Here is a 26,894-nt window from a genome sequence, read left to right as displayed (position 1 = left end):
CGGGCCTCTTGCCGCGTATGCTGAACGGCAAGCCGTACAAAATCAAACATATTCGAACTGGAGTCAACATGAGGCTGCTGGTAACCGGAGGGGCAGGATACGTCGGCAGCGTCGTCGCGGCGCAGCTCGTGGAGGCGGGCCACGAGGTCGTCGTGCTCGACGACCTGTCCACCGGCCACGCGGACGCGGTGCCGGACGGCGCGACGTTCGTGCGGGCCTCGATCGAGGACGCGGGGCCGGCGCTCGACGGCGTCGACGCGGTGCTCCACTTCGCCGCCAGGTCGCTGGTCGGCGAGTCGGTGGAGAAGCCCGGACTCTACTGGGCCCACAACCTCGGCGGCACGCTGGCGCTGCTGGAGGCGATGCACGAGCGCGGCGTCCGCAAGATCGTGTTCTCCTCGACCGCGGCCACGTACGGCGAGCCGGAGCAGTCGCCGATCAGGGAGAGCGACCCCACGCGCCCGACCAACCCGTACGGCGCCTCCAAGCTGGCCGTCGACACCGCGCTGACGGCCTTCGCCGGGCTGCGCGGGCTGGGCGCGGTCAGCCTGCGCTACTTCAACGTGGCCGGCGCCTACGGCCGCTACCGCGAGCGTCACGCGGTGGAGACCCACCTCATCCCGAACGTGCTCAAGGTGGCCACCGGCGAGCGCGAGTCGGTCAGCGTGTTCGGCACCGACTACCCGACGCCCGACGGCAGTTGCGTGCGCGACTACGTGCACGTCGCCGACCTGGCCAGAGCCCATCTGCTGGCGCTCGGCGCCTGCCGGGAGGGCGAGCACCAGATCTACAACCTGGGCAACGGCACGGGGTTCTCGGTGCTGGAGGTGATCGGGGTCTGCCGCGAGGTCACCGGCCACGAGATCCCCGCCGTCGTCGGCCCGCGCCGGGCCGGCGACCCGGCCGTCCTGGTCGCCTCGTCGGAGCGGATCCAGCGTGAGCTGGGCTGGAAGCCGGAGCGCACCGAGCTGCGGGACATCGTCGCGGACGCCTGGGAGGCGCTTTCCGGGATTTGACCCCTATCGGCGGTCGATATGTGCTGTGATACCGAAATGTGAGGAGCTTTTCACCAAGGGTGACGAAGGTGCTCTTCGGCGCCGTACTCGTGGCGGGTTGCGCGACGGCCGCGGCCGGAGTGGTGTTCGCCACGCCGAAGCCCACGCCGGAGCCCGTGCCGGCCATACCGGCCTCCTCGGCGAGCTGCCCGGCGCCTACCGGAGAGTGACCCGGGCGCGCGCCCGCACGGACGCGCGCCTTCTCGCGGTACGGATCAGATCAGGCCCAGCGACTTGACCGCGTCGCGCTCCTCGGCGAGCTCCCGCACCGAGGCGTCGATGCGCTCACGGGAGAACGCGTCGATCTCCAGCCCCTGGATGATCTCGAACCTGCCGCCGGCCGCCCGGACCGGGAACGACGACACCAGGCCCTCGGGCACCCCGTAGGAGCCGTCGGAGACGATCGCGGCCGAGGTCCACTCGGTGCCGTTGACCCAGTCGTAGACGTGGTCGATGGCGGCGTTGGCGGCCGAGGCCGCGGAGGACGCGCCGCGGGCCTCGATGATGGCCGCGCCGCGCTTGGCGACGGTCGGGATGAACGTGTCGCGCAGCCACTCCTGGTCGACCTGCTCGGCGGCGACCTTGCCGCCCACCTCGGTGTGGAACAGGTCGGGGTACTGGGTGGCGGAGTGGTTGCCCCAGATGGTCATGTGCTTGATCTCGGTGACCGGCACCTGGAGCTTGGCGGCCAGCTGCGAGATCGCGCGGTTGTGGTCGAGGCGGGTCATCGCGGTGAACCGGTCGGCCGGCACGTCGGGGGCGTGCTGCTGGGCGATGAGCGCGTTGGTGTTGGCGGGGTTGCCGACGACGAGCACCCGGATGTCGTCGGCGGCGTGGTCGTTGATGGCCTTGCCCTGCGGCCCGAAGATGCCGCCGTTGGCGCCGAGCAGGTCGCCGCGCTCCATGCCGGCCTTGCGCGGCATGGCGCCGACCAGGAGGCCGACGCTGGTGCCGTTGAACGCCACGTTGGGATCGTCGGTGATCTCGATGCCGGACAGCAGCGGGAAGGCGCAGTCGTCGAGCTCCATGGCGGTGCCCTCGGCGGCCTTGACCGCCTGCGGGATCTCCAGCAGGCTCAGCTTGACCGGGACGTCAGGCCCGAGTAGCTGGCCCGACGCGATGCGGAACAGCAGCGCGTAGCCGATCTGTCCGGCAGCACCGGTGACGGTCACCTTGACGGGCGTGGCCATGGCCTTTCCCCTAACTCGCAAGCTGATGCGTTGACTTTCGGATGTTACCCGGTCGTCATTCGCAGGCTTCCATCGCGGGCACCTTCGTCTCCGGCTCGAACTCCACGTTGCCGAAGTGTTTCGCGAGCAACTCCTTGACCGCGCCCTTGCGGTAGAGGTCGGCCAGCACGCCGGAGATCGCCTTGCACGTCCGCGCGTCGCCCTTGCGCAGGCCGACGCCGTAGCGCTCGTCGCTGAGCCCGGCGCCGAGCAGGCGGAAGCGCACGTTCTCCCGGCCGGCGAACCCGGCCAGGATGAGGTCGTCGCCGGGCACCGCGTCCACGGTGCCGTCGAGCAGCATGTTCATGCATTCGGCGTAGTTGCCGGCGGGCACCGGGTGGACCTTCACCTTGTCCTGCACGGCGCCCACCGACGGGCTGTTGACCGCGCAGATCTTCTTGCCCTTCAGGTCGCCGAGCGAGTCGATGGGGCCCCGGTGGACCAGCACGTCCCGGTGGGCCAGGTAGTAGGGGCCGGCGAAGGCGACCTCGGGGTCGTCGACGATCGAGTAGGTGGCCACCACGAGGTCCACGCTGCCCTCGGCCAGCGCGCGGACCCTGGTCGCCGGGGAGACGGCGACGAACTCGACGTCCCGGGCCCCCAGCCCTTCGGCGACGCGGCGGGCCACGTCGACGTCGAAGCCCTCGAACGCGTCGCCGCGCCGCAGCCCGACGCCCGGCAGGTCGGCCTTGACCCCGATCACGATCTTCCCGGTCGCGGCCACCTTCTCGGCGACGCTCGCGTACGAGGGCGGCAGCGGGTCCTCCGTGGAGCCGGGATCCGGGCCGAGGGCGTTCAGCGGCCAGCCTTTGACCACCGTCATCGCGGCGATCGTCGCGACCACGGCCAGCGCGGCGGCGAACGCCACCCACCACTTCGCCCGTCCCCGCTTCCTGGGCGGCGCGGGCGCCTGACCGCCTCCGGCCTCCCGCGTCGGGACCCCGGCGCCCTGCGCGCCCGTGCCGCCATGGGCCGGAAGACCCTGCGCGCCCGTGCTCCCCTGAGTTCCGTGCGCGCCCGTGCCTTGCGCCGGTCCGTACGTCCCCGTACCTCCCGGAGTCCCGTACGCGCCCGTACCTGAGCTGTCGTGACCCTGGACCGCGCCGGCGGCGGCGTGGCCGGGCGGGTCCTGCGCGCCCGTGCGGCCGGAGACGGCGGGGAAGCCGGTGACGGCCGAGGCCGTGCCCGGGGCGGGGACCGAGACGCGGCTGAACGGGGTGGTGTCATCGCCGGCCACCTGCACCCCCCGGGTCAGCAGCGCCGTGGACGCCCCCACCGTCTCGGGCTGGCCGAGCAGCCGCAGCAGGATCTGGTCGGCGGACGGCCGGTCGGCGGCCGACTTGGACAGCGCCCCCCGCACCACGCCGCGCAGCGGCTCCGGCATCATCCCCACGTCCACCTCGTGGGTGAGGATCCGGTTGAGCACGGTCGCGATCGAGTTGCCCTCGAACACGGCGACCCCGGTGGCCGCGAACGCGATCGTCGCCCCCCACGCGAACACGTCGGTGAACGGCCCGATCTCCTCGCCGGCGATCTGCTCGGGAGCCATGTAGGCGGGGGTGCCGATGGCCCGGCTGGTGATCGTCCCGGTCGAGTCGATGATGCGGGCGATGCCGAAGTCGACCACCCGCGGCCCGTCGGCGGCGATGAGGACGTTGTCGGGCTTGAGGTCGCGGTGGATGATCGAGGCGTGGTGGATGGCGGTGAGCGCGGTGGCGGTGCCGATGGCCAGCCGGTCGAGCACGGTGCCGGTGAGCGGCCCGTCGGTCTCGACGATCTCGCGCAGCGCCCGCCCGTCGATGTACTCGCTGGCGATGTATGGAGTGTCGCCGTCGAGGTCGGCCTCCATCACCCTGGCGGTGCAGAACGACGCCACCCGCTTGGCCGCCTTCAACTCACGGGCGAAGCGGGAGCGTGCGCTCTTGTCGCCGGTGAATTTCACGTGCAGCAATTTGACGGCGGCCCGCTCGCCGTGCTGGTCGACTCCGAGAAAGACGATGCCCTGCCCGCCCTCGCCGATCCTTCCGGTCAGCCGGAACGAACCCAGCTGGGTGGGATCGCCGGCCACGAGCGGCGAGATCTGCGGCATTCCACTTCCCCACGTGTCCAATGAAGCCCGACGAGGCAAACTTTACGACGTCGCGGAACTTCCCAGAGAACCGTTAACCGTTCGTGACGTCACGTTTCGCGGACAGATTCACCTGTCGCAGGGCGACCGGAGGTAGAACTCCCAGCTGGACTCGCCGAAGAGCGGGTCTTCACGGGAACTCGTGGTCTGGCTCCCCCACCAGCGCTCCACCCGCAGCACCAGCTCGGGGACCGTCGCCTGGGCCCGGTCGCAGTCGACGACCTCCAGGCCGAGCGTCATCGAGAGCTTCTCCCCGGAGCCGACGGTCACGGGAGAGGCGGGGCTCTCGACCTCGGCGAGCCGGATCCCGTCCGCGAGCAGGCCGACACCGGTGACGGTGACGGGGAACCAGCCGTCGTTGACGACCGTGTGCCGCAGCCGCATGCTCGTGTACCGGATCCGGCCGGCGTCGTCGCTGAGCACGGAGATGTGGGGCTCAGGTGTGCCGTGCGTCAGCCTGGGCACGGCCAGCCCGCTGACCGACGCGCCCAGCATCAGCAGCACCACGGCAGCGAGGGCGCCGAACGCGCGCCGGACCTCGCGCTTACCGGCCGTCCCCGCGCTGTGATCCAGCCGGTCCCACACGTCGTCGGATATCACTCATGCACCCCTGTCACCTTGATGGGCATTCTGCTACTTTCTCCCGGGGTGACGAGGGGTATTTCGTGGGGTTAATTCTTTTTCTGGTGTTCCTGGCGGTCGCGGTCCCGCTCACACTCCGTGCCCAATCCGGGCCGGTGACCCGGGAGGCGATGAACCATTTCTCCCGCGTACACCAGGTTGAAGTCACTCCCTACAACGGCACGGCGATTCTGCGTTATCTGCATGTCACACAGGGTCTGATGTGGGCCGGAATGGGCGTCGGATTCGCCGTCATGTTCGCGCAGGCCCCCGGAGAATCGTTCACCGTCAGCCCTTTCTGGCCGATCGCCGGATGGTTCTGCGGTTTCGCCGCGGCCGAAATGGTGCTGGCTCGCCGGGGCGGGCCTCTGGGGCCTCCGCTCGGCCTGCGGCTGGCGCCGCCGCGGGCGACCGGGCTGTGGGTGTTCGCCGCCATGGTGTCCGGCGCGATCGCGCTGGCCTCCGTGCTGCGCTCGTTCCGGACGGAGGTGGAGCTGGCCGAGCGCGGCTGGGCGGTGTTCACGCTCGTCGTGGTGCTGGCGGTGAACCTGCTGGTCATGGGGCTGCGGCGGCGACCGCTCCGCGCGGGGCCCGCCGACCTGGTGTCCGCCGAGTGGGCCATGCGGTCCCGGTCCGCGCGCCTGCTGCTGGCCGGCGGGACGATCGTGGCGATCTGGTCGGCGCCGGGTGGCGGCTGGTCCTCCCAGGCGGAGTCCATCCGCTCGCTTATCGGTCTCGTCGTGTCGCTGCTGGCCTGGTACATGACACTTTCGCCCGAACGCCTCACCCAGGCGGGCCGGCCGCTCCGGTGGCAGGTGGTCGCCGCCGTGCTGCTCATGCCCGTCCTCGCGGCCGGCTGGAACGCCGCCGTCGACGAGCCGGACGAGCAGCCGCAGTCGCCTCTCACCGAGCCCTACGCCAACGCGGCCCTGTTCGCCTACGTCACCCCGGGTAGCCCATGGGAGATCGCCACGATGCCGGACGGCCGCGAACCGGACGACGAGTGGGACGAGAGCACCTGGGACTTCGGCGGGTTCTCGCTGGACAGGGCCGTCGCCCGGCTCGCCACCGGCGACGGGGGCAGACAGGAGGGGCCGCTGGCGCTCAGCGGCGACGGCCACCACGTCGTCTACCTCGACTCCGTCACGGACCGCCTGGTCGTGCAGCACCTCCCTGACGCCACCCGGCGCGACCTCACGGGGCCGCTGCCCGCCCACGCCGTCCCCCGGCCGCTCCTCTCCCACGACGGCCGCCTCGCGGCGCTGGTCTCCGCCACCGGGACCGAACTGGTCGACACCGCCACGGGTGGCAGGACCGCCCTGCCCGGCGTCAGGCGCGTGCTCGGCCTCGGCCCGTACGGCGTGGTCGGCACCACCGGCCACCGCGCCCTGCCCGGCGCGCCCGGCACCGAGCTGGTCACCCTGGACCCGCGGGGCCGGGTGCGCAGCCGGGCGCCCTTCGACCCCACCCTCCCAGCCCTGGCCACCCAGGACGGACGCTCCCTGATCGTGTTCACGGACGACGAGGCCGTCACCATGGACGCGCGCACGGGCCGGGTGACCGATCGGGCGGCGTTGAAGCTGCCCCGTCACCACGGCCCGCCGGAGCCGCTGGGCTGGTCGGCGGAGGGCAGGCTCGCCGTGCTGATCGAGCCCGACGGCGACGACGGCCACTACCACCTGGTCGACCCGGGCACCGGCAGGTCGAGCCCGATGAAGGGTGTCATGGACAAGCTCGACCACGGCGTGTTCGGGCTGATCCCGTGAGCGCGCTCTGGCGGCTGTGCGTGGCCGCGGCGGCGGCGCTCGCCGCGGCGTGGCTGATCTACGGCGGCGGCCCGCCGCCGGTGGAGTTCCTGAGCCCGGAGCCGGCCCCGCCGGCCACCCCCGCCCCGGCCGCGGTGAAGCTGACCGGGCCCGCGCCCGCCCCCGTCCGGTACGCGTACGAGCCGCACTGCAACGACGGGACCGACGGCTGCCGGCACCACATCCTGGTGTCGGCGACGGGTCAGCAGTGGTGGGTGGAGGGCGCCCACGACGACGCCCCGTTCGCGCTCTCCGCCGACGGCACCCTGGTCGTCCACCCTCTGGGCGACCGGTTCGTCGCCAGGGACCTGACCACCGGCACGGTCACGGAACTGCCCATCAAAACGGAGGAATCGGTCGGGGAGATCTTCGGCGCCCAGCAGCCGCTGCTCTCCCTCGACGGCCGCCACCTGCTCGTCCAGCACGACCACCTGGACGAGGACGTCGAGGTCGTGCTGGAGCGCCCGATGATCGTCGACATCCGGCGCGGCACCGTGCGCCGCCTGCCGAAGGGCGAGCGGGTCGCCGGCTGGACCACGGAAGGGCTCGCCCTGGTGACCGACCAACCCGCCCGCGACCTGCCCGGCTATGCCACCTCGGCCACGTACGTGATCCGCTCCCCCGGCGGCCGGGTGGTGCGGCGCTTCACCGTGCCCGGCAACCTGGCCCACGGCCTGCCGTCACCGTCGGCCCGCACGCTGGCGACGCTCGCGAAGGAGATCGCCCCGCACGACGTGGTCAGCACCGGCATCCTGCTGACCGGCACCGGAACCGGAAAGACCCTCCGCACGATCGTGCCGCGGCTCCCGGAGGGCCTGCGGGCCGACGCCCTCATCCGCTGGGAAGGTGAGGACGCCCTGCTCGTCCGGGCCGAGGACCGTCACGGCAAGATCTCCTACCACGTCGTGGACCTCGCCACCGGGGCCGCACGGGACCTCCGCGTCGCCATGGCCCCGGTCTCCGACTACATGCTCGCCCCGGCGGAGCTCTCGGTGCTGATCGGGTCGGTCCGCTAGTAGGCCAGCGCCTTCGGCTTGTACGAGGCGCGCAGGAACGGGTTCTTGAACTTCGGGTACGCGACCGTCGACGGGTCGCCGTCGGAGGTGTAGCGCATGTCGGGGTTGGCCTTCAGCCAGTCGAGCCAGGCCGTCGAGCAGAACTGCGCGCAGTCGCCCTTCTTGTCCATCGCCCTGATGCGCGGGATGCCCAGCGCGTCGAACGACTTGCTGAACGGCGACGCCGCGGGCGTGTAACCGGCCAGGAAGACGCCCTGGTGGTGGTACGACTTGCCGCGCGCCGCCCACTCCTTCTTGCGCGGCTGCACCCCGTACGGGAGCGCGATCGTCACCGGCTTGACCCCGGCCAGCTCGTTGATCTCCTTGCCGATCGAGCCGATCTGCTCCTCGACCTGGTCGTGCGTGCGGGCGCGCAGGTTGTAGTGGTCGCGCGTGTGGTTGCCCAGGTCGAAGCCGTTCGACTTGAGCCACAGCAGCGTCTGCGCCTGCTCCTCGCGGACGTGCTTGCCGAACATGTCGCGGGTGATGTAGAAGGTCGCGACCGGGCGGAAGCCGGAGTGCTTGGCGGCCACCTCGCGCATGATGGCGACGGCGGTGTTCGCCTTGGGCGTGCCCATCGCGTCCAGCGTGAGCTGGGACGGGGAGGAGTCGTCGAAGGTGAGCACCACCGGGTGCTTGCCTGCCGGGATGTCGATCTTCCCGGTGACGAACTCGGCCGCGGTGACCGGCACGTAGTTCTCCTTGGCCAGCCGTTCGAGCTCGGTGCGGAACTGGGCGGGCGTGCGGTCGTCGGTGGTCCCCGGCTTGTCGACGATCCGGTGGTACATGAGAACCGGGACCTGGCCCAGCTCGTTGGCCTTCACGGCCGCGGCCGCCTTCGCCTGGGCGGCCTTGAACAGCTGCTGCTTGGCGGCGCTGTCGGCCTTGGCGTCCTTCACCTGGGTGACCGGCTCGGAGCCGCACCCCGACACGATCACGGCGACCGCGACCGCACCCACGCCACCGATGAAACGCAGTCGCATTCGAACCCCCCGAGACGCGCACGACTGTTATGGAGGGCTCTTACCCAGCTGATCAACCGCGGCGCACCAAGGGATCGTCCGGGAAGCGGAAAGGGCCGCCCGGAGGCGGCCCTTCACGTGAGACGGCGGTCAGGCCATCTTCTTCTTCAGGTTCTCGTCCAGGGCCGCGAGGAAGTCCTGGGTCGTGAGCCATTCGGCGTCGTCGCCGACCAGGAGCGCGAGGTCCTTGGTCATCTGGCCGCCCTCGACCGTCTCGACGCAGACCCGCTCCAGCGTGTCGGCGAACTCGGTCACCGCGGGGGTGTTGTCGAGCTTGCCGCGGTGGGCGAGGCCACGGGTCCACGCGAAGATCGAGGCGATCGGGTTGGTGGAGGTGGGCTTGCCCTGCTGGTGCTGGCGGTAGTGGCGGGTCACGGTGCCGTGTGCCGCCTCGGCCTCGACGGTGCGGCCGTCGGGCGTCATGAGCACGGAGGTCATCAGGCCGAGCGAGCCGAAGCCCTGCGCCACCGTGTCGGACTGGACGTCGCCGTCGTAGTTCTTGCACGCCCAGACATAGCCGCCCTCCCACTTGAGCGCGGCGGCGACCATGTCGTCGATCAGGCGGTGCTCGTAGGTGATGCCGGCCTTGGCGAAGTCGTCCTTGAACTCGCTCTCGAACACCTCGGCGAAGATGTCCTTGAAGCGCCCGTCGTAGGCCTTCATGATCGTGTTCTTGGTCGACAGGTAGACCGGGTAGTTGCGGTCCAGGCCGTAGCGCATGGAGGCGCGGGCGAAGTCGCGGATCGACTCGTCCAGGTTGTACATCGCCATCGCGACGCCCGGGCCCGGGAAGTCGTACACGTCGAGCTCGATCGGCTCGGAGCCGTCCTTCGGGGTGAAGGTGAGGGTGAGGGTGCCCTCGCCCGGCACCTTCAGGTCGGTGGCGCGGTACTGGTCGCCGAAGGCGTGACGGCCGACGACGATCGGCTTGGTCCAGCCCGGGACGAGCCGCGGCACGTTGGACATGATGATCGGCTCGCGGAAGATGACGCCGCCGAGGATGTTGCGGATCGTCCCGTTGGGGGACTTCCACATCTGCTTGAGGCCGAACTCCTCGACCCGCGCCTCGTCCGGGGTGATGGTGGCGCACTTGACGCCCACGCCGTGCTTCCTGATGGCGTTGGCGGCATCGATGGTCACCTGGTCGTCGGTGGCGTCACGGTGCTCGATGCCGAGGTCGTAGTACTTAAGGTCGATGTCCAGGTAGGGAAGGATCAGCTGGTCCTTGATGAACTGCCAGATGATCCGGGTCATCTCGTCGCCGTCGAGTTCGACGACCGGGCCCTCCACCTTGATCTTGGGCATGCGAACGGTTCCCCTTCATGAATGAATGCGTTGAGGCTATCGGACGCCTCGTCAGCGAGAGAAAAGGGACTCGATCAGGGCCTTCGCAGCCGAGTTGTCGAGCAGCAGCGAAGTCAGCACCAGCATGAACCCGGCCAGCCCGAGCGTGACCGCGTCCGCCTTCCGGCCGCGCACCGCGAGGGGCCCGCCGAATCCGGAGAAGCGCAGTGCGGCACCGATCATGATGACACCGCCCAGGGCGAATCCGCCCCAGCGCGGGTCGATCAGGAACACCAATCCCACGGCGACGGCCGCACCCGCCAGAATCAGCGGGTACGGCCCCCAGCCCTCGCGTTCGACGTCGTCACGCAGGCTCATCGCTCGTCGATCGGCTTCCACTTCTGGTCGGTCTCGCCGATGTACTCGCTGTCCGGGCGGATCAGCCTGTTGTCGGCGTGCTGCTCGATCACGTGCGCCGTCCAGCCGGACATGCGGCTGATCGAGAACACGGGAGTGAACAGGTCGGTCGGGATGCCAAGGTAGTGGTAAACCGAGGCCGCGTAGAAGTCGACGTTCGGATAGAGGCCCTTCTCCTCGAAGACGACCTCCTCCATCTCCTTGGACATCCGGTAGTAGGTGTCGTCGCCGGCCGACTCGGCCAGCTCCTGCGACATGCGGCGCAGATGGGTGGCGCGCGGGTCCTCGGTCTTGTAGACCCGGTGGCCGAAGCCCATGATCTTCTCGCCGGCGCCGAGCTTGTCACGGACCGCCTGGGCGACGCCGGTCGGCGAGATCGACTCCAGGGTCTTCATGACCTGCTCGTTGGCGCCGCCGTGCAGCGGGCCCTTGAGCGTGCCGATGGCCGCGACGATGGCGGAGTGCATGTCCGAGAGGGTAGCGGCGCAGACGCGGGCGGCGAACGTGGAGGCGTTCATCGTGTGGTCGGCGTGCAGCACCAGGCAGGTGTCGAAGATCTCCACCTCGCGCTGCGAGGGGACGCGCCCGGTGATCTGGAACAGGAAGTTCGCCGCGGTGCTCAGTGAGGGGTCGGGATCGGGGGCGGTCGCGCCGGTGCGGGCCGCGTGGTAGCGGGCCACCAGCAGGGGCTGCTGGGCGGTCAGGCGGGCGGCCTTGCGCAGGTTGGCGCCGGGGGCGTTCGAGTCCTTGTCAGGGTCGTCCGCGCCGGACAGCGACACGTAGCTGCGCAGCGCCTCCATCGGTTTCTGTTTCTCGGCGATCTCGGAGATGTTCGCCGAGACCAGCTCGCCGAGGTCACGGCCGCGCACGAGGTCGTCGCCGTACTCCTGGAGCTCGGCGCGGTCGGGCAGCTTGCCTCGTTGCAACAGGTACGCGGTCTCCTCGAAGGTCGCGCGGCCGGCCAGATCGTGGATGTCGTATCCCCGGTAGAACAGCCGACCTGCTTTTCCGTCGATGTCGCTGAGCGCTGTGGACGCGGCGACGACGTCAGCCAGGCCTTTGGTGGGCTTGTCCGCCATGAGTGTTTCCTCCGCTTATCTTCGCCCGAAGTCTACCCGTGAGCAGGCAAAACCGTCCGCAGAGGTCCAGACCAATTTCACGCGCGATTCTGCTTTCGGCAAAGGCGATTCCGCATCCCCACGTTTGGGTAAGCCGGAGCTGTAGTAAGAGTTACGGCGGGCTACCTGGGGAGGAACTGCCGTGGAGGGGCCGTTCATACGCATCGAGGACACAGGCGAGGTGATCCCGTTGCGCCCCGAGATCACGACGGTGGGAAGGGGCCGCGGTGTCGACATCCGGCTCACCGATCCCAGCGTCTCTCGGCTCCATGCCGAATTCGTCAGGCGAGGGCCTTACCTGTACGTCGTTGACCTGGGCCTGTCCCGCAACGGCACACGGGTGAACGGCAGGCCGATCGCCCGGAGGGTGCTCGACGACGGCGACGTCGTCTCGTTCGGGGCCGCGCGAGGACGGGTCGGCGGAGTCCCCCGTGAGGACTTCGCGCCCGAAGTGGAGCTCCGCAGGGCGGCGGCGCCCGAGCTGACCAGGCGCGAGGTCGACGTGCTCACCTCGCTCTGCCGGCCGGCCCTGTCGGATGAGGCGTTCGTCGCTCCGGCCACCGCGCGGGAGATCGCCGACGACCTGGTCGTGACCGAGGCCGCGGTCAAGCAGCACCTGCTGCGGCTGTATCAGAAGTTCAGGATCCCCGAAGGCACCAACCGGCGCACGCGACTGGCCAACGAGGTCGTCGCGCTCGGCCTGGTGCGCCCGACCCCCGTGGTTCCCCCGCAGCGGGCGGGCACCACCGCGGAGCCGTCAGCGGCGGGCCGCAGGGCTTCCTGAGAAGCGGATCGCGACCGGGGCTTCGGCGAGGGGTTCCGGCAGCGTCAACGGACCGGAACCCGGCGTGATCGTGCCCAGGATCCGGGCGCCCGACGCGCCCGTGCACCCGGGCACGGTCGCCGCCAGGCCGTGTGCGGTGAGCCAGCCGAACAGCGAGAAGGCGATCGCCTCCTTGCTGTCGGCCGGCACCCCGAGTTCGTCGCTGGTCAGAAACCTGGCCGGCGTCGCGCGCAGGCGGAGCATGCTCATCAGCGCTGGGTTGCGGGCGCCTCCGCCCGACACGATCACGGTGTCGAGCCGGTGCCTGCGGATCTCCGCGGCGACCGTCTCGGCGGTCAGCGCCGTCAGCGTCGCCACCAGGTCCGGCAGGGGCAGGTCCGCCTTCACGTAGTCCGGCGTGAACAACTCCTTGCCGGTGGACTTCGGCGGCTCCTGGAGGTAGTAGGGCTCCGCGAGCAGCCGGTCGAGCAGGTCCCGGTCGACCGTGCCCGCCGACGCCAGCGCGCCGTCCCTGTCGTACGGCGGCGCGGCGGCGTCGAGCAGGGCGCAGCCCGGCCCGGTGTCGTAGGCCAGCGGAGGCTCGCGCACGGTCAGGTTGGCGATGCCGCCCAGGTTGAGCGCGCCGGCGCGGCCCGGCAGCCCTGCCATGAGCAGCAGGTCGAGATACGACACCAGGGGCGCGCCCTGGCCTCCGGCGGCCACGTCGCGCGCCCGTACGTCCGACACGACGGGAACGCCGGTGCGCTCGGCGATCCAGGCCGGCTGGCCGAGCTGCAGCGTGCCGCGCACCCGGCCGTCCTCCACCCAGTGGAACAGGGTCTGGCCGTGCGAGCAGACCAGCTCGCACGGCGGCGCTCCGGCGGCGGCGCCGGCGAACGCCTGCCCGATCAGCGTGTCCAGGGCGCACACCTCGCCCAGGTCGACGCGGTGGGGCGGCAGCGCGGCCCGGATGCGGGCTCTCAGCTCCGGCTCGTACGGCCGCTCGCCCGTGTGCTCGATCCTGCCGGTGAGCACGCCGGCGTCGAGCGTCCAGTCCACGGCGGCGCTGTCGATGCCGTCGTGGGACGTGCCCGAGATGAGGCCGAGAACCCGCATGATCTCAGATCACCGGGAACCCGTTGCTGGGCTTGCTGGTCCGGTTGGCCCGGTCGACCGCCACCACGTGGTAGTGGTCGCCGCGCTTGCCGTCGGGGTCCTGCCAGACCACCTGCCGGTCGCCGGGGACGACCGCGACCAGGTGGCGGGCGTCGGCGAACTGCGCGTCCCGCGCCCTGCCGGGGAAGCGGAAGATGGCGAACTGGAACGGCTCCTGCCTACCGGTCGCCACCGCGCGCACCTCGACCCCGCCGCGCTTGCGCAGCGCGTAGGCGAGCACGGGACGGTTCGGCGCCTTGCCCGTCGCCAGCCTCGGCAGCACCGGGGCGAGCGCGGGCCGGACGTAGTGGTCGGCGACGGCGGTGCTCACCGACGCGATCCGGTCCTGGCGCAGGTCGTTGGCGTTGTACCAGATGTCGCCGCTGATCTGCGGGTGGTCGCGGTTGAGCGTGAGGTGGTCGGACAGCTCCTTCGGGTCCTGCCACTCGGGCGCCTGCGCGGGGTCGCCCGCCTTGTACGCGGCCTGCCCGATCCACAGCATCGTCTTCGTGCCGTCGGCGACGTCGGACCACCAGGGCACGAGCTTGGAGTAGTCGGCCGGCGGCTGGCCGATGTACCAGTAGAGCTGCGGCGCGATGTAGTCGAGCCAGCCCTTCTTGACCCAGCCGCGGGTGTCGGCGTGCAGGTTGTCGTACGACTGGCCGCCGTTGGTCTCGGAGCCGAGCGGGTCGGTGCCCTTGTTGCGCCAGATGCCCGACGGGCTGATGCCCCAGGCGGCCTCCGGCTTGACCTCGCGGACCCGCTGCTGCATCTCGGAGACCATCAGGTCGACGTTGTTGCGCCGCCAGGCCGCCAGGTCGGGGAAGCCCGCGCCGTACTTGGCGAACTCCTCGGCGTCGTCGAAGGCCGTGCTGTTGGTCGGGTAGAAGTAGTCGTCGAAGTGCAGGCCGTCGATGTCGTAGCGGGCCAGCGCGTCGAGCATCGCGTCCTGGCAGAACTTCCGCACCTCCGGCATGCCGGGGTTGTAGTAGAGCTTGCCGCCGAACGGGAGGATCCAGTCGGGGTTCTTGCGTCCGGGGTGGTCGGGGTGCAGCTGGTTCGGGTCGTCCTGCATCGACACGCGGTACGGGTTGAACCAGGCGTGGAAGGCCAGGCCGCGCTTGTGCGTCTCCTCGACGGCGAACCCGAGCGGGTCGTAGCCAGGGTCCTGCCCCTGCACGCCGGTGATCCAGTGCGACCACGGCTCGAACGGCGACGGCCAGAACGCGTCGGCGGTCGGCCTGATCTGGACGAACACCGAGTTGAGCTTGCGCTGCTCGGCCAGGTCGAGCCAGGCGAGATACTCGGCCTTCTGCTCCTCGACGCTCAGGCCCTGCTTGGAGGGCCAGTTGATGTTCACCACGGACGCGATCCACATGCCGCGCATCTGGCGCAGCGGGGGAACGTACTCGGCGGACGCGAAAGCGGGCAGGGGAACCGCCGTGGCGGCGGCGGCAAGGGCGAGACCCTTCAGGAGAGTCCTTCGGCTGGGCATGGGGGGTGGCCTCCCGGAAGCGGTTGTGTCGAGGGCGACGATGACAGAAAATTACCTTCAGTTCAACAACTGTGAAGGAAAATGCCGCATGACCCCAGACCTGTCCCGCCTGGCCATGACCGTGCTCCAGCCGGGGTACGCGGGAGCCTCGCTTCCCGACTGGATGCGCGGGGCGCTCGATCAAGGGCTCGGCGGCGTCGTGCTGTTCGCGCGCAACCACCCGCTCGACCGGGCCGCCCGGCAGATCCGCGCGCACAGCCCGGACGCGATCGTCGCCGTCGACGAGGAAGGCGGCACCATCACCCGCTTCGAGGTCGAGCACGGCAGCTCCGTCCCCGGCAACCGGGCGCTCGGCGTGGTCGACGACGTGAAGCTCACCGAACGCGTCGGCCGGCAGCTCGGCCGCATGCTCGCCGGCGCCGGCGTCACCCTCGACTACGCGCCGACCGCCGACGTGAACGCCAACCCGGCCAACCCCGTCATCGGCGTCCGCTCCTTCGGCCCGGACCCTGACCTGGTCGCCCGCCACACCGCCGCCTACGTGGCCGGAGTCCAGGGCGCCGGCGTGGCCGCCTGCGCCAAGCACTTCCCCGGCCACGGCGACACCACCACCGACTCCCACCTGGCGCTGCCCACCGTGCACGCCTCCCGCGACCTGCTCGCCGAACGCGACCTGCCGCCGTTCCGCGCCGCCGTCGAGGCCGGCGTGCGGTCGATCATGTGCGGCCACCTGCTCGTGCCCGCCCTCGACCCGGACCTGCCCGCGACACTCAGCCGCGCCGCCCTCACCGAGCTCCTGCGGGGCGAGCTCGGCTTCGACGGCATGCTGGTCACGGACGCCATCGAGATGCGGGCGGTGGCCGCCATGTTCGAGCCCGGCGAGATCGCCGTACGCGCCCTCGCCGCCGGCGCCGACGCCGTCTGCGCCGGCCACGTCACCGAGGACGGCCTGTACGCGCTGCGCGACGCCGTCGTCGAGGCCGTCCGCTCCGGCACGCTGCCCGAGGAACGCCTCGCCGAGGCCGCCGCCCGCGTCCGCGCCGTCTCCGCCTGGTACGCCGGCCAGGCCGCGCTCCGCGACCAGGCGCTCGCCGAACCGGACGACCCCGCCGGTCTCGAAGCCGCCCGCGCCGCCCTCACCGTCACCGGCGCCGCCCGGCTCACCGGCCCGCCGCTCGTGGTCGAGGTCAACACCCGTCACAGCCAGGCCGTCGACCAGGTCAACCCGACCGGCGTCACCGCCGCCCTGGCCGCCGCGCTGCCCGGCACCCGCCGCGTCCCGCTGGAGCCCGGCGCCGCGCTTCCGCCCCTCGGCACCGGCCCCGCCGTCCTCGTCGTGCACGACGCCGCCCGCCACCCCTGGGTACGCGAGCGCATCGAGCAGGCCGTACGGGAGCGTCCCGACATCGTCGTCATCGACACCGGCATCCCGGCCGAACCCGCCGGCGCCGCCCACCTCGCCACCCACGGCATCTCCCGCGTCTCCGCCCAGGCGGCGGCCGAACGGCTGACCTCGTGACCGGCACCACCGAACCGGCCAACCCGGTCGCCGCGGTGCGCGCCGTCCTGCCGTCGCTCACCCCCGCGGCCCAGGCCATCGCCCGCATCATCCTGGACGACCCCGGCCTCGTCGTGCGCAGCACCATCACCGAGTTCAGCACGGTGTCGGGCACCAGCGAGGCGACGATCGTCCGTACCGCCAGAGCGCTCGGCTTCACCGGCTACTCGCAACTGCGCTTCGCGCTGGCCGCCGCCGTCGCCAAGGAGCCCGAACGGCTCGTCCCCGGCGACCTCGCCCCCGACGACCCGCTCACCGACGTCATCGCCAAGGTCGCCCGCGCCGAGTCCGAAGCCCTCGCCGACACCGCCGCCCAGCTCGACCCGGACCGGCTCGACGAGGTCGTCACCGCCATCGTCGGCGCCCGCAGGGTCGACGTCTACGGCGTCGCCGCCTCCGGCCTGGTGGCCGCCGACATGTCGCAGAAGCTCCTGCGGATCGGGCTGTCGAGCCACCCGTTCAGCGACGCCCACCTGGCGTTGACGAGCGCCGCCCTGCTCAAACCCGGGGACGTGGCGGTGGCGATCAGCTGCAGCGGCGAGACGCCGGACGTCCTCGTCCCGGCCCGCACGGCGGCCGAGACGGGGGCGCTGCTGGTCGCCATCACCAACAACCCGCGCTCCTCCCTGGCCGCGCTCGCCCACCACACTCTGGTGTCGGCGGGCAGGGAGACCGCGTTCCGGCCCGGCGCGCTGGCCAGCCGGATCAGCCAGCTGCTGATCGTGGACTGCATCTTCGTGGGGCTGGCGCAGCGGACCTACGACAAGGCGGACGCGGCCATCCGCGCCACCCGCCAGGCCACCGACCGCTACCGTCAGCGCACGTGACCGTCGTCTGCCGGCCCGCTGGTCAGCTCGTGTCCCTTTTCGCCGGAGAGGTGAGCGAGGACAGGTCGCCTTCGATCTTGGCGGCCGTGGCCAGCAGCGGCGGGAGGAGCGTACGTCTGGCCTGCTGGAGGGTGGTGCGGCTGGCATGGGTGGAGACGTTGACGGCCGCGACGACCGCCCCGGAACGGTCCCGGATCGGGGCGGCGATCGAGCGGAGACCCTCCTCCATCTCCTGGTCGACCATGGCCCAGCCCTGCTCGCGGATGCCGTCCAGCTCGTCGCGCAGGGCCGACGGGACGGTGATGGTGCGGGAGGTGAGGCGGCGCAGGTCGGCCTGGTCCAGGTAGGCGTCGAGGTCCGCCGGGGGGAGGCCGGCCAGGAGGACGCGGCCCATGGAGGTGCAGTAGGCGGGGAAGCGGGTGCCGATGCTGATCGACACGCGCATGATCCGGGCGGTGGCGACGCGGGCCACGTACACGACGTCCTCGCCGTCCAGCACCGCGACGGAGGCGGACTCGTGCACCTCGGCGGCCAGGCGTTCCAGGTGGGGCGCGGCGACCTCGGGCAACGACAGGCTGGACAGGTAGGCGTACCCGAGCTCCAGGACACGCGGCGTGAGGGAGAACAGCCGCCCGTCGGTGCGCACGTAGCCGAGGTCGGCGAGCGTGAGGAGGAAACGGCGCGCGGCGGCGCGGGTGAGGCCGGTCGCGCGGGCCACCTCGCTCAGCGTCAGCCGGGGGGCGGTGGCGCTGAAGGCGCGGATCACGGCCAGGCCGCGGGCCAGCGACTGCACGTGTTCGACCATGAGGTTCCCTTGACACCGGCGGGCAGAGGCGCAGCTCTCCCCGAAATGTTCGGCCAGTGAATAAGTGTACGCATGCCGAACACGCCTCGCGGTGGCGGGCTAGCGTCCGCTGCCGGAGATGATGCCGCTGTAGGAGCCGAGCACCTCGACCTGGGCGGGTTCGGCGGTCTTCGGCGGGATGTGCGCGACGACCTGGATCAGCGCGGTGGACTTCATGTACGTGTAGAACTTGCCGCGCAGGAACCCGTTGTTCTTCTGGAAGACGTACTTGCGCCCCGGCCCCTGGTGCACGTCGTAGCGGATGGTCCGTTGGAGGGTGGTGAAGGCGAGCGCCCCGCCGTCGGCCGTGCGCAGGGCGTAGGAGGGATACGCCGTGGCCGGGCGGGCGCTCTCGACGACCTTGGCGTACTCCTTCATCTTGACGCGGTTGGACGCGGCGCCGGTGGTGAGCCGGTCGGCCGCGAAGCGGGTCCTGGACGCCGCGGTACCCTTGTTCACCAGGTGGGCGGCGTAGCTCTTGGCGAACGCGGCGGGCGACATCATCAGCCCGGCGGTGTCGGAGTGGGCCACCTCCTCGGCCGTTCCCGAGGCGTCCGCGACGATCTCGGGGAGTTCGGCGGCCTTGCCCTCGAAGACGTCGGGGGCGTACACCTGCTTCCAGGACTCTCCGTCACGGGTGAACAGCAGGTAGGTCGGCTCCTTGGCGGTCTCGCTCTTGCCCTTCCAGTGCGTCGTGGTCAGGAACCAGCGCCCCTCCGGGCCGACGGGCACGGTGTGAACCGGCTCGGTGTAGCCGAACGGCTGGTAGGCGGCCTGGCGACCGCCCAGCTTGCGGACGGAGGCGTAGCCCGCCTTGTCGATGGCCAGGCTGGAGCCGCCTTCGTAGCCCGCGAGCAGCTTGTCGCTCACGGCCTTGTTGGCGGCGTTGTTGCGCTTGACGTAGTCCTCCAGGACCGAGGCCACCTCCTGGGCGGTGACGGGCGCGGCCGCGGGCGTCGGGGTGGCGGTGGCCGTCACGGTCGGCGCCGACTCCGAGCCGAGCCCCGGCAGGACGGAGCATCCCGCCAGAGCCAAGCACCCGACCATCCACACAAATCTCCGCATCTAGACCGCCTCACGATATTTCTGGACTAAAGCGGCCAAAGATATCAACAGCGGTTGTCGAACGTACGAAGAACCCAGCCCCGGACCCTGTACGAGCCCCTAGGCGTGCAGCCGCTCGGCCGCCTCCACGACGTTGGCCAGCAGGAGTGCGCGGGTCATCGGGCCGACCCCGCCGGGGTTGGGGGTGAGGAAGCCCGCGACCTCGGCCACGTCGGGCGCCACGTCGCCGGCGATCTTGCCGTTGACCCGGGAGACGCCGACGTCGAGCACGGCGGCGCCCGGCTTGACCATGTCCTTGGTGATCAGGCCGGGCACGCCCGCGGCCGCCACCACGATGTCGGCGCGGCGCACATGGCCGGCCAGGTCCTGGGTGCCGGTGTGGCAGAGGGTCACAGTGGCGTTCTCGCTGCGCCGGGTCAGCAGGAGGCCGAGCGAGCGGCCCACGGTGATGCCCCGGCCGACCAGGGCCACCTCGGCGCCCTTGATCGGGACCCCGTACTCCTGGAGGAGCAGCACGATGCCGTGCGGCGTGCAGGGCAGCGGCGCGTCGACCATGTGGACCAGGCGGCCGAGGTTGACCGGGTGGAGGCCGTCGGCGTCCTTGGCCGGGTCCATGCGCTCCAGCAGGGCCATGGTGTCGAGGTGCTTGGGCAGCGGGAGCTGGACGATGTAGCCGGTGCACTCGGGCGAGGCGTTGAGCTCGTCGACGGCGGCCTCGACCTCGGCCTGGGTGGCGGTGGCCGGCAGGTCGACACGGATGGAGGCGATGCCGACCTCGGCGCAGTCGCGGTGCTTGCCCGCGACGTAGATCTGGCTGCCGGGGTCGTCGCCGACGAGGACCGTGCCGAGCCCGGGGGTGATGCCGCGCTCTCTGAGGGCGGACACCCGGGCCGTGAGGTCTGCCTTGATCTTCGCCGCGGTGGCCTTGCCGTCGAGTCTGACTGCGCTCATGCTTCCAATCCTTCCATGGCTCCGCCGGCGCGCGTTTCCCGGCCGATGACATCGTTGTCATGGACCCACGGAAGGCATAGTGTGGCCGTCGCCGGTCTGGGTGTTAGGGGTTGATTTGTCTGTTCGCCTGCTGTCCGCGGAGCCGACCGATCTGTTCGTGGGGCCGGCGGACCGGCCACGCCAGGTGCTGAAGGTCACCGTCGCGCGGGACGGGCGCGAGGCCGCGCTGGAGGTGCGCGGCGACGGCGTGCGCGGGCACGCGACCGTGCCCGCCGGGGACGGACCGGTCACGCTGGAGGTGCCGCTCGACGCCGAGACGCCGCCGGGCGCGGTGGTGCCGTGCGTGGTGACCCTGGAGGGCGAGACGCTGGACGTGACCGTGACGGCCGAGTCTCCCGGCTGGACCATGTTCATGGTCTCCCACTTCCACTACGACCCGGTCTGGTGGAACACCCAGGCCGCCTACACCAGCCCGTGGGAGCTGCTGGCCGCCGACGCGACCACCAGGCCGCTCTGGGAGTTCAACGCGTTCGCGCTGGTCGAGGCGCACATCGAGCTGGCCCTGCGGGACCCGGACTACCGGTTCGTGCTGGCCGAGGTCGACTACCTGAAGCCGTTCCTCGACACCCATCCCGAGCGCCGCGCCGACCTGCGCGCCCTGCTCGCCGAGGGCCGGGCCGAGCTGGTCGGCGGCACGTACAACGAGCCCAACACCAACCTGACCGGGGCCGAGACCACCATCAGGAACCTCGTCCACGGCATCGGCTACCAGCGCGACATCCTCGGCGGCGACCCGCGCACCGCCTGGCAGCTCGACGCGTTCGGGCACGACCCGCAGTTCCCCGGTTATCTGGCGGCGGCCGGGCTGACCGGGAGCGCGTGGGCGCGCGGGCCGTTCCACCAGTGGGGGCCGATCGACAAGAACTTCGGCGCGGCCGGGAACGACGCCACCCTGATGCAGTTCCCCAGCGAGTTCGAATGGATCGCGCCGTCCGGGCTGGGGGTGCTGACGCACTACATGCCCGCCCACTACTCGGCCGGCTGGTGGATGGACTCGGCGCCGACGCTGGAGGCCGCCATGGCGGCGGTGTACGAGTTGTACCGGTCGCTCAAGCCCGTCGCCGCCACCCGGAACATCCTGCTGCCCGTCGGCACCGACTACACCCCGCCGAACAAGTGGGTGACCGAGATCCACCGTGCCTGGAACGCGCGGTACGTGTGGCCGCGGTTCGTGTGCGGGACGCCTCGGGACTTCCTGGACGCGGTTCGTACCGAAATTTCGGCCTTAAGCCCGCAATCACGGGACATGAACCCGATCTATACCGGCAAGGACGTCTCCTACATCGACACCAAGCAGGCCCAGCGGGCCGCCGAGGTGGCGGCGCTGGACGCCGAGCGGCTCTCGGCGCTCGCCGCGCTGCTGGGGCTGGGCCGCTACCCGCACACCGCGCTGGACAAGGTGTGGCGGCAGCTCGCGTACGGGGCGCACCACGACGCGATCACCGGCTCCGAGTCCGACCAGGTCTACATCGACCTGCTGACCGGCTGGCGCGAGGCGTACGACCTGGCGGCGGACGCCCGCGACCGGGCCCTCGACGCGCTGATGGGCCAGGTGGCGGTGGACGGGCGCAGCGTCGTGGTGACGAACACGCTGCCGTTCGCCCGCGACGGCCTGGTGCGCGTGCGCCTCGGGCCCGGACTGCGCGTCGCCGACCCGGCGGGCGTGGAGATCCCCGCCGTCTCCGAGCACGGCACGCTGACGTTCACGGCCAGGGACGTGCCCGCGACGGGCTGGCGCACGTACCGGATCGTCGAGGGCCGGGCCGACCCGTGGCAGGACCTGCCCGGCACGACCATCGAGAACGAGCGCTGGCGGATCGTCGCCGACCCCGCCAGGGGCGGCGCGCTGGCCTCCGTCACCGACCTGGCCACCGGCCGCGAACTGCTCACCGGCCTGGGCAACGAGCTGCGCCTGTACGAGGAGTACCCGCAGCATCCGGACATGGGCGAGGGGCCGTGGCACCTCATGCCCACCGGCAGTTCACTCGGGTCCGGCGACGCCCCCGCGGATTCCGTACGGGCCGAGACCTCCCCCGTCGGGCAGCGGATCATCGTCACCGGGCAGGTGGGCGAGGTCGCGTACGAGCAGGTCGTCACCCTCCTGGCGGGCTCCCACCGGGTGGACCTCACCACCCGCGTGGTCGACTACACCGGCGCCGACCGCCTGCTCAGGGTCCGGTTCCCGGCGCACGTCGAGGGCGCGCTGCCGGTGTCGGACGTGGCGGGCGCCGTCGTGGGGCGCGGCTTCGCGCTGCCGGACGTGGACTCCGCCGAACACCCGTGGACGCTCGACAACCCGGCCAACACCTGGTTCGGCCTGTCCTCCACCGCCCGGGTGGACCTCGGCCCGGCCGGCGCGCGGGCGATCGGCGTGGCCGAGATCGTGGTGCCCGGCCCTTCGGACGCGCCTCGGGCCCGCGAGCTCGTCGCGGCGCTGGCCCGGGTGGGCGTCACCGCCACCACCTCCACCGCCTCGGGCACCCGGTACGGGTGGCTGCACGTGGACTCGAACCTGCCGGACACGCGCATCGTCCTCGGCGGGCCGGACACCAACCCGGTCGCCGCCGAGCTGCTGTCCCGCTGCGACCCGGTCTTCTCCGAGGCTCTGACGTCGGGCGCGCCGCGCGTGTGGGTGCCCGCCGAACGGCCGCTGGCCGAGGTGTGGCGGCCCAGCGCGGACCTGCGCGACCTGCGTTCCCTGCCCGCCCTCATCGTCGCCGGGCCGGTGGACGAGCTGGTGGACGAGCTGGTGGACGACCTGGCCGGCGCCGTCATCCCGGCGCTCTGCCCGGCCGGTTCCGAACGGCTCGACGACCGGACGGTGGCGCTGCTGGCGTACGGGCTGCCGGGCTTCGCGGTGGACCCGTCGGGGGCTCTGCACCTGTCGCTCATGCGGTCCTGCACGGGCTGGCCCTCCGGCGTCTGGCTCGACCCCCCGCGCCGCACCGGCCCCGACGGGTCGGCGTTCCAGCTCCAGCACTGGACCCACGAGTTCTCGTACGCCCTCGTGGCCGGACCAGGCGACTGGCGGGCGAACCGGCTCCCCTCCTCGGGCCAGGAGTTCACCACCCCGCTGCTGCCCCGCGTCGTCACCCCGGCGAACAGACCCCCGACGCACACGACCAACCCAGCGAGCGAGCCACCACACGCGACGGACCGGCTGCTGATGGGCGCGACCGGTCCGGCGGGAGTGGCGCCGCACGCGGGCGCGTCCCCGCCGCGCGCCACAGCGAGGTCGCTGACGGGCGCGACTGGTCTAGTGCTACCGCAGGTGTGCTCGTTGCTGCGCGTGGAGCCTGCTCGTGACGTGCTCCTGGGCACGCTCAAGGCCACCGGCAACCCGCACGCCCACGGGCGCGCCCGTCACGACGCCGAGACGGTCACCCTGCGCCTGGTGGAGGCCACTGGTCTCGGCTCTGAGGCCAAGGTCCACTCCCCTCTTCTGCCCTCCGCTCTGACGCCCGCCGACCTGCTCGAACGTCCTCTCCCGCCGACAGCGCCCCATCCCGCCGCGGGAGGCTTCGACGGGTCGGTGCTGCCGAAGCGGGTGAGAGGTTCGAGGACGCGCCGGCCGCTCTTCGATCCCGAGGGGAACCACCCGGGGGCCGTGTGGCTGGGCGGGGCCGAGGTGGGCACGTTTCTGGTCGCCGCCGAGCCCATGGAGACGGGGCCCGAGCTGGGGGCGGTGAGAGAGACCGCGCAGCCGGTGTACGCGCGTTACTGGTTGCACAACAAGGGCCCGGCGCCGCTCGGCTACCTGCCGGTGTCGGTCACCCTGACTCCCGGCCTGGTCACCCCGGACGGACCGTTCGAGCTGGACGTCGTCGTGTCGTCGCAGCTGACCGACGCGGCGCACGAAGGCGTCGTGGAGCTGCACGTACCCGATGGGTGGACGGTGCTGCCGGCGCGGCGGCCGTTCCGCGTCGAGCCAGGCGGGCACGTCCGGCTCCCCGCCACCGTCACCCCAGCACCCGGCCGGGGCCTGCACTTCGTGTCCGCGCGGACGGGCGTCGGCGGGCAGGTGATCGAGGACGTGGTCACGGTGGCGCTCGGCGACGCCCCCGAGCTGCCCGTGCCCGGCCCCGCGCCCGCCCCCGTCGACGCCGTCCGGGGCACCACGGCCGACGAGGCCCGCCCCACCGGCCTGTCGGTGACGACGCTCGCGGACGCGCTCACCCTCCGCCCCGGCGACCGCGCCGCTCTGACCGTACGGCTCGCGAACGGCACCCACGGAGAGATCCGGGGCGAGGCCCAGCTCGCCGCTCCATGGGGGACGTGGGAGCTGCTCCCTTCGGTCATCAGGGGGTTCACGGTGGCCGCCGGAGGGACCTGTGACGTGACGTTCCCCGTGGAGGTCCCGCCGGACGCGACGGCTGGGCACTTCTGGGCGCTGCCCAAGGTCATGTGGTTCGGCCGCTGCCAGTACGCCGCCACCGTCCGCCTGGAGGTGACCCGGTGACCGCCGTTCCTGCGGAGATCGGGTACGTCGGTGACAGGCCCGTGGGGCGGGAGGCGCTCGACCGGCGGATCGCCGAGCTGCGGGCCGGGCCGTCACGCGCCGCGCTGCCCACGCCCGGCAGCGCCGAGGACCGCCAGCTGGCCCGGTGGCTGACCCAGGTGATCCTCACCGAGGCGCTGTGCGAGGACGAGGCGGGGCGCCTCGGGCTGGCCCCCGTGGACGGGCCGCCACTCGACCGGATCGCCGCCGTCGAGCTGGGCTCCGTCAACGCCGCCGCCTATCACGGCAGCCCGTGGGTGCGCGCGATGTACCGGCACGTGACCGCCACCGCCGAGGTGCCCGCCGCCTGGCGTCCCTCCCCCGTACGGGACGATCGGGAGACCCGCTACCTGGTGCTGCACGGGCTGTTCGAGGACAGGGAGACCGCCCGGACGGCCACCCCGGCCGACCTGGAACCGCTGGGCGCGGTCACCCTGGAGTCGCTGCCCGCCGCGCTCGCCGCGGCCCTCCGCTCCCGGCCTCCCGGAGAGCTCACCGGCCCCGTAGGAGACGCCCTGGGGTGGCATGTCGCGGTGGCGGAGCGCTCGGAGCTGGACGTCGCGGCCCTCGACGGCGAGACGCCCGCTTCGGAGAGCGGCGCCGGGGCACCCCGGCTCGACGCGGCGCGGCGGCTCGCCTTCGCGCGGTGGATCGATGAGAAGCGGGCCGCGACGGTGCGGCTCGTGCCCGGACTTGAGCATCCTGGCGACCCTCGCCAGCCCGACAACCACCACAAACACTCATGAATCACGTACTTGCCATTGACATCGGCGGGACCAAGCTCGCCGCCGCGCTCGTGGACGCGAGCGGATCCGTGCTGCGTTCCGGCACCCGGCCCACGCCGGGGCAGGAGGTCATGGCCGCGCTGCGCGGCCTGATCGAGCAGGTGACCGAGGGCGGGCCGGAGCCCGGGGCCGTCGGGATCGGGTGCGCCGGGCCGCTGGACCTCGCCGCCGGGACCGTGAGCCCGGTGAACATGCCGAGCTGGCGCGGCTTCCCGCTCCGGGACGAGGTGCGGAAGCTGACCGGCCTGCCCACCGTGCTCGCCGGCGACGCGCAGTGCATGGCGCTGGGCGAGCACTGGCTGGGCGCGGGCCAGGAGACCCGCGCGCTGCTGGGCATCGTGGTCTCCACCGGCATCGGCGGCGGCCTGGTCGTCGGCGGCACGCCACTGCTCGGCCCCACCGGGAACGCCGGTCACGTCGGCCACATGAGCGTGGACCCGTACGGGGAGCGCTGCGAGTGCGGCGGACGCGGCTGCGTCGAGAGGTACGCGAGCGGCCCCAACATGGCCCGCTGGGCGCTGGAGAACGGCTGGACCCCCGGCCGGGCATCGACCGGCGACCCCGTGGTCGCGGACGCGCGGACGTTGGCGGGGGATGCCGCCGCAGGTGATCCCGTGGCGGTGGCCGCGTTCGAGCGGGGGGCGCGGGCGCTGGCCGGGATGATCGCCTCGACGGCCGCCGCGGTCGAGATCACCACCGTGGTCGTCGGCGGGGGCGTCTCCCAGGCGGGGCCGGTGCTGTTCGGCCCATTGGAGGCGGCGCTGGACGACGTCGGCGGGCTGGGGTTCGTCAGGGCCGTCGAGGTGCGGCCGACCACGCTGGGGGTGCGGGCCGGCCTCGCCGGGGCGGCCAAGCTGGCCTGGGACTACTCCCGCTCGGCGAGCTGAGCCTCACGGCGCTCGATGATCCTGCGGGTGAACGGGATCAGCTCCATGGCCCGGCCGCCGAGGTAGGCGCCGATGAAGGCCAGCAGGATGAGCACGAAAGGGCTGGTGGCGAATCCGTTCACGGCCAGGAGGACGTTCAGGGATGCGTCGAGCAGCGTCATGGAGACACTCCGAGGGGAATGAGACACGCAACGCGCATCAGATTAACCGGACAAGCGGCATGCCGCCGCACTTTTCCGGCAAATCGGGGGCCGGGGGTCCGGCCCGCCGAG

23 protein-coding genes are annotated in these 26,894 nt (G+C 71.8%); 10 read left to right on the top strand and 13 right to left on the bottom strand.

Annotated elements, in window-relative coordinates; all coding sequences use genetic code 11:
• Positions 1 to 68 precede the first annotated feature (68 nt).
• On the top strand, positions 69 to 1,016 hold the full coding sequence (gene galE / locus KME79_RS16705) for a UDP-glucose 4-epimerase GalE (protein ID WP_219545190.1): 948 nt from the start codon (positions 69 to 71) through the stop codon (positions 1,014 to 1,016).
• Positions 1,017 to 1,075: 59 nt separating this feature from the next.
• Positions 1,076 to 1,225, top strand: a complete 150-nt coding sequence (locus tag KME79_RS16700) for a hypothetical protein (RefSeq protein WP_219545189.1) — start codon at positions 1,076 to 1,078, stop codon at positions 1,223 to 1,225.
• Positions 1,226 to 1,270: 45 nt separating this feature from the next.
• Here the strand turns inward: KME79_RS16700 and KME79_RS16695 are convergent, their stop codons facing one another.
• The 3 genes from KME79_RS16695 to KME79_RS16685 form a co-directional block, all read right to left on the bottom strand.
• A complete protein-coding gene (locus KME79_RS16695; RefSeq protein ID WP_148036921.1) occupies positions 1,271 to 2,245 on the bottom strand; it encodes a malate dehydrogenase in 975 nt (324 codons plus the stop codon).
• Between the two features lie 55 nt (positions 2,246 to 2,300).
• The gene (locus tag KME79_RS16690; RefSeq protein ID WP_219545188.1) at positions 2,301 to 4,373 is read right to left on the bottom strand and encodes a serine/threonine-protein kinase; all 2,073 of its coding nucleotides are present in this window, start codon (positions 4,371 to 4,373) and stop codon (positions 2,301 to 2,303) included.
• Positions 4,374 to 4,481: 108 nt separating this feature from the next.
• The gene (locus KME79_RS16685) at positions 4,482 to 5,012 is read right to left on the bottom strand and encodes a hypothetical protein (protein ID WP_219545187.1); all 531 of its coding nucleotides are present in this window, start codon (positions 5,010 to 5,012) and stop codon (positions 4,482 to 4,484) included.
• 254 nt (positions 5,013 to 5,266) lie between these two features.
• On the opposite strand from KME79_RS16685, the gene KME79_RS16680 reads away from it, so the two are divergent.
• Positions 5,267 to 6,799, top strand: a complete 1,533-nt coding sequence (locus tag KME79_RS16680) for a hypothetical protein (protein WP_219545186.1) — start codon at positions 5,267 to 5,269, stop codon at positions 6,797 to 6,799.
• A complete protein-coding gene (locus KME79_RS16675; RefSeq protein ID WP_219545185.1) occupies positions 6,796 to 7,854 on the top strand; it encodes a hypothetical protein in 1,059 nt (352 codons plus the stop codon). Before KME79_RS16680 ends, KME79_RS16675 begins: the two co-directional genes overlap by 4 nt.
• Here KME79_RS16675 and KME79_RS16670 read toward each other — a convergent pair.
• The 4 genes from KME79_RS16670 to KME79_RS16655 form a co-directional block, all read right to left on the bottom strand.
• A complete protein-coding gene (locus KME79_RS16670) occupies positions 7,851 to 8,852 on the bottom strand; it encodes a polysaccharide deacetylase family protein (RefSeq protein ID WP_308248936.1) in 1,002 nt (333 codons plus the stop codon). The two genes, KME79_RS16675 and KME79_RS16670, sit on opposite strands and share 4 nt — an antisense overlap.
• A 153-nt stretch (positions 8,853 to 9,005) precedes the next feature.
• Complete coding sequence (locus tag KME79_RS16665) at positions 9,006 to 10,220, bottom strand: NADP-dependent isocitrate dehydrogenase (protein WP_219545183.1); 1,215 nt, start codon at positions 10,218 to 10,220, stop codon at positions 9,006 to 9,008.
• Positions 10,221 to 10,271: 51 nt separating this feature from the next.
• Entirely contained in the window at positions 10,272 to 10,577 is a 306-nt protein-coding gene (locus tag KME79_RS16660; RefSeq protein ID WP_219545182.1) for a DUF3017 domain-containing protein, read from the bottom strand.
• The gene (locus tag KME79_RS16655; protein ID WP_219545181.1) at positions 10,574 to 11,695 is read right to left on the bottom strand and encodes a citrate/2-methylcitrate synthase; all 1,122 of its coding nucleotides are present in this window, start codon (positions 11,693 to 11,695) and stop codon (positions 10,574 to 10,576) included. Before KME79_RS16655 ends, KME79_RS16660 begins: the two co-directional genes overlap by 4 nt.
• Positions 11,696 to 11,876: 181 nt before the next feature.
• Between KME79_RS16655 and KME79_RS16650 the strand changes: the two genes are divergently transcribed.
• Complete coding sequence (locus tag KME79_RS16650) at positions 11,877 to 12,518, top strand: FHA domain-containing protein (RefSeq protein WP_148036912.1); 642 nt, start codon at positions 11,877 to 11,879, stop codon at positions 12,516 to 12,518.
• Here the strand turns inward: KME79_RS16650 and KME79_RS16645 are convergent.
• Both KME79_RS16645 and KME79_RS16640 read right to left on the bottom strand, forming a co-directional pair.
• Complete coding sequence (locus tag KME79_RS16645) at positions 12,492 to 13,613, bottom strand: anhydro-N-acetylmuramic acid kinase (protein WP_219545180.1); 1,122 nt, start codon at positions 13,611 to 13,613, stop codon at positions 12,492 to 12,494. The genes KME79_RS16650 and KME79_RS16645 overlap by 27 nt on opposite strands.
• 4 nt (positions 13,614 to 13,617) lie before the next feature.
• Complete coding sequence (locus KME79_RS16640) at positions 13,618 to 15,147, bottom strand: glycoside hydrolase family 10-like protein (RefSeq protein ID WP_219545179.1); 1,530 nt, start codon at positions 15,145 to 15,147, stop codon at positions 13,618 to 13,620.
• Positions 15,148 to 15,235: 88 nt separating this feature from the next.
• Between KME79_RS16640 and KME79_RS16635 the strand changes: the two genes are divergently transcribed.
• Both KME79_RS16635 and KME79_RS16630 read left to right on the top strand, forming a co-directional pair.
• On the top strand, positions 15,236 to 16,666 hold the full coding sequence (locus tag KME79_RS16635) for a glycoside hydrolase family 3 protein (protein WP_219545178.1): 1,431 nt from the start codon (positions 15,236 to 15,238) through the stop codon (positions 16,664 to 16,666).
• Complete coding sequence (locus KME79_RS16630; RefSeq protein WP_148036908.1) at positions 16,663 to 17,532, top strand: MurR/RpiR family transcriptional regulator; 870 nt, start codon at positions 16,663 to 16,665, stop codon at positions 17,530 to 17,532. The genes KME79_RS16635 and KME79_RS16630 overlap by 4 nt, the downstream gene beginning before the upstream one ends.
• 22 nt (positions 17,533 to 17,554) lie before the next feature.
• Here the strand turns inward: KME79_RS16630 and KME79_RS16625 are convergent, their stop codons facing one another.
• The 3 genes from KME79_RS16625 to KME79_RS16615 form a co-directional block, all read right to left on the bottom strand.
• On the bottom strand, positions 17,555 to 18,337 hold the full coding sequence (locus KME79_RS16625) for an IclR family transcriptional regulator (protein WP_219545177.1): 783 nt from the start codon (positions 18,335 to 18,337) through the stop codon (positions 17,555 to 17,557).
• 99 nt (positions 18,338 to 18,436) lie between these two features.
• Positions 18,437 to 19,411 carry a DUF8094 domain-containing protein gene (locus tag KME79_RS16620; RefSeq protein ID WP_219545176.1) on the bottom strand — a complete coding sequence of 325 codons (975 nt, stop codon included), beginning with the start codon at positions 19,409 to 19,411 and terminating at the stop codon, positions 18,437 to 18,439.
• Positions 19,412 to 19,540: 129 nt separating this feature from the next.
• Entirely contained in the window at positions 19,541 to 20,392 is an 852-nt protein-coding gene (locus KME79_RS16615; RefSeq protein ID WP_148036905.1) for a bifunctional methylenetetrahydrofolate dehydrogenase/methenyltetrahydrofolate cyclohydrolase, read from the bottom strand.
• Between the two features lie 115 nt (positions 20,393 to 20,507).
• On the opposite strand from KME79_RS16615, the gene KME79_RS16610 reads away from it, so the two are divergent.
• Genes KME79_RS16610 through KME79_RS16600 form a run of 3 tightly spaced genes read left to right on the top strand, consistent with a single transcriptional unit; the run spans position 20,508 to position 26,622 of the window.
• Positions 20,508 to 24,911 (top strand): glycoside hydrolase family 38 N-terminal domain-containing protein, encoded by a 4,404-nt coding sequence (locus tag KME79_RS16610; protein WP_219545175.1) that lies wholly within the window; start codon positions 20,508 to 20,510, stop codon positions 24,909 to 24,911.
• Positions 24,908 to 25,696, top strand: a complete 789-nt coding sequence (locus KME79_RS16605) for a DUF7158 domain-containing protein (RefSeq protein WP_219545174.1) — start codon at positions 24,908 to 24,910, stop codon at positions 25,694 to 25,696. Before KME79_RS16610 ends, KME79_RS16605 begins: the two co-directional genes overlap by 4 nt.
• The gene (locus KME79_RS16600) at positions 25,693 to 26,622 is read left to right on the top strand and encodes an ROK family protein (RefSeq protein ID WP_219545173.1); all 930 of its coding nucleotides are present in this window, start codon (positions 25,693 to 25,695) and stop codon (positions 26,620 to 26,622) included. Before KME79_RS16605 ends, KME79_RS16600 begins: the two co-directional genes overlap by 4 nt.
• Here KME79_RS16600 and KME79_RS16595 read toward each other — a convergent pair.
• Positions 26,601 to 26,783, bottom strand: coding sequence for a hypothetical protein (locus KME79_RS16595; RefSeq protein WP_148036901.1), 183 nt, complete (start codon positions 26,781 to 26,783; stop codon positions 26,601 to 26,603). The genes KME79_RS16600 and KME79_RS16595 overlap by 22 nt on opposite strands.
• Positions 26,784 to 26,894: the final 111 nt, after the last annotated feature.

Origin of the sequence: Nonomuraea harbinensis, assembly GCF_019396385.1 — a bacterium.
In the GTDB taxonomy this organism is placed as follows: domain Bacteria; phylum Actinomycetota; class Actinomycetes; order Streptosporangiales; family Streptosporangiaceae; genus Nonomuraea; species Nonomuraea ferruginea.
This window is presented reverse-complemented; position numbering and strand designations above follow the sequence as displayed.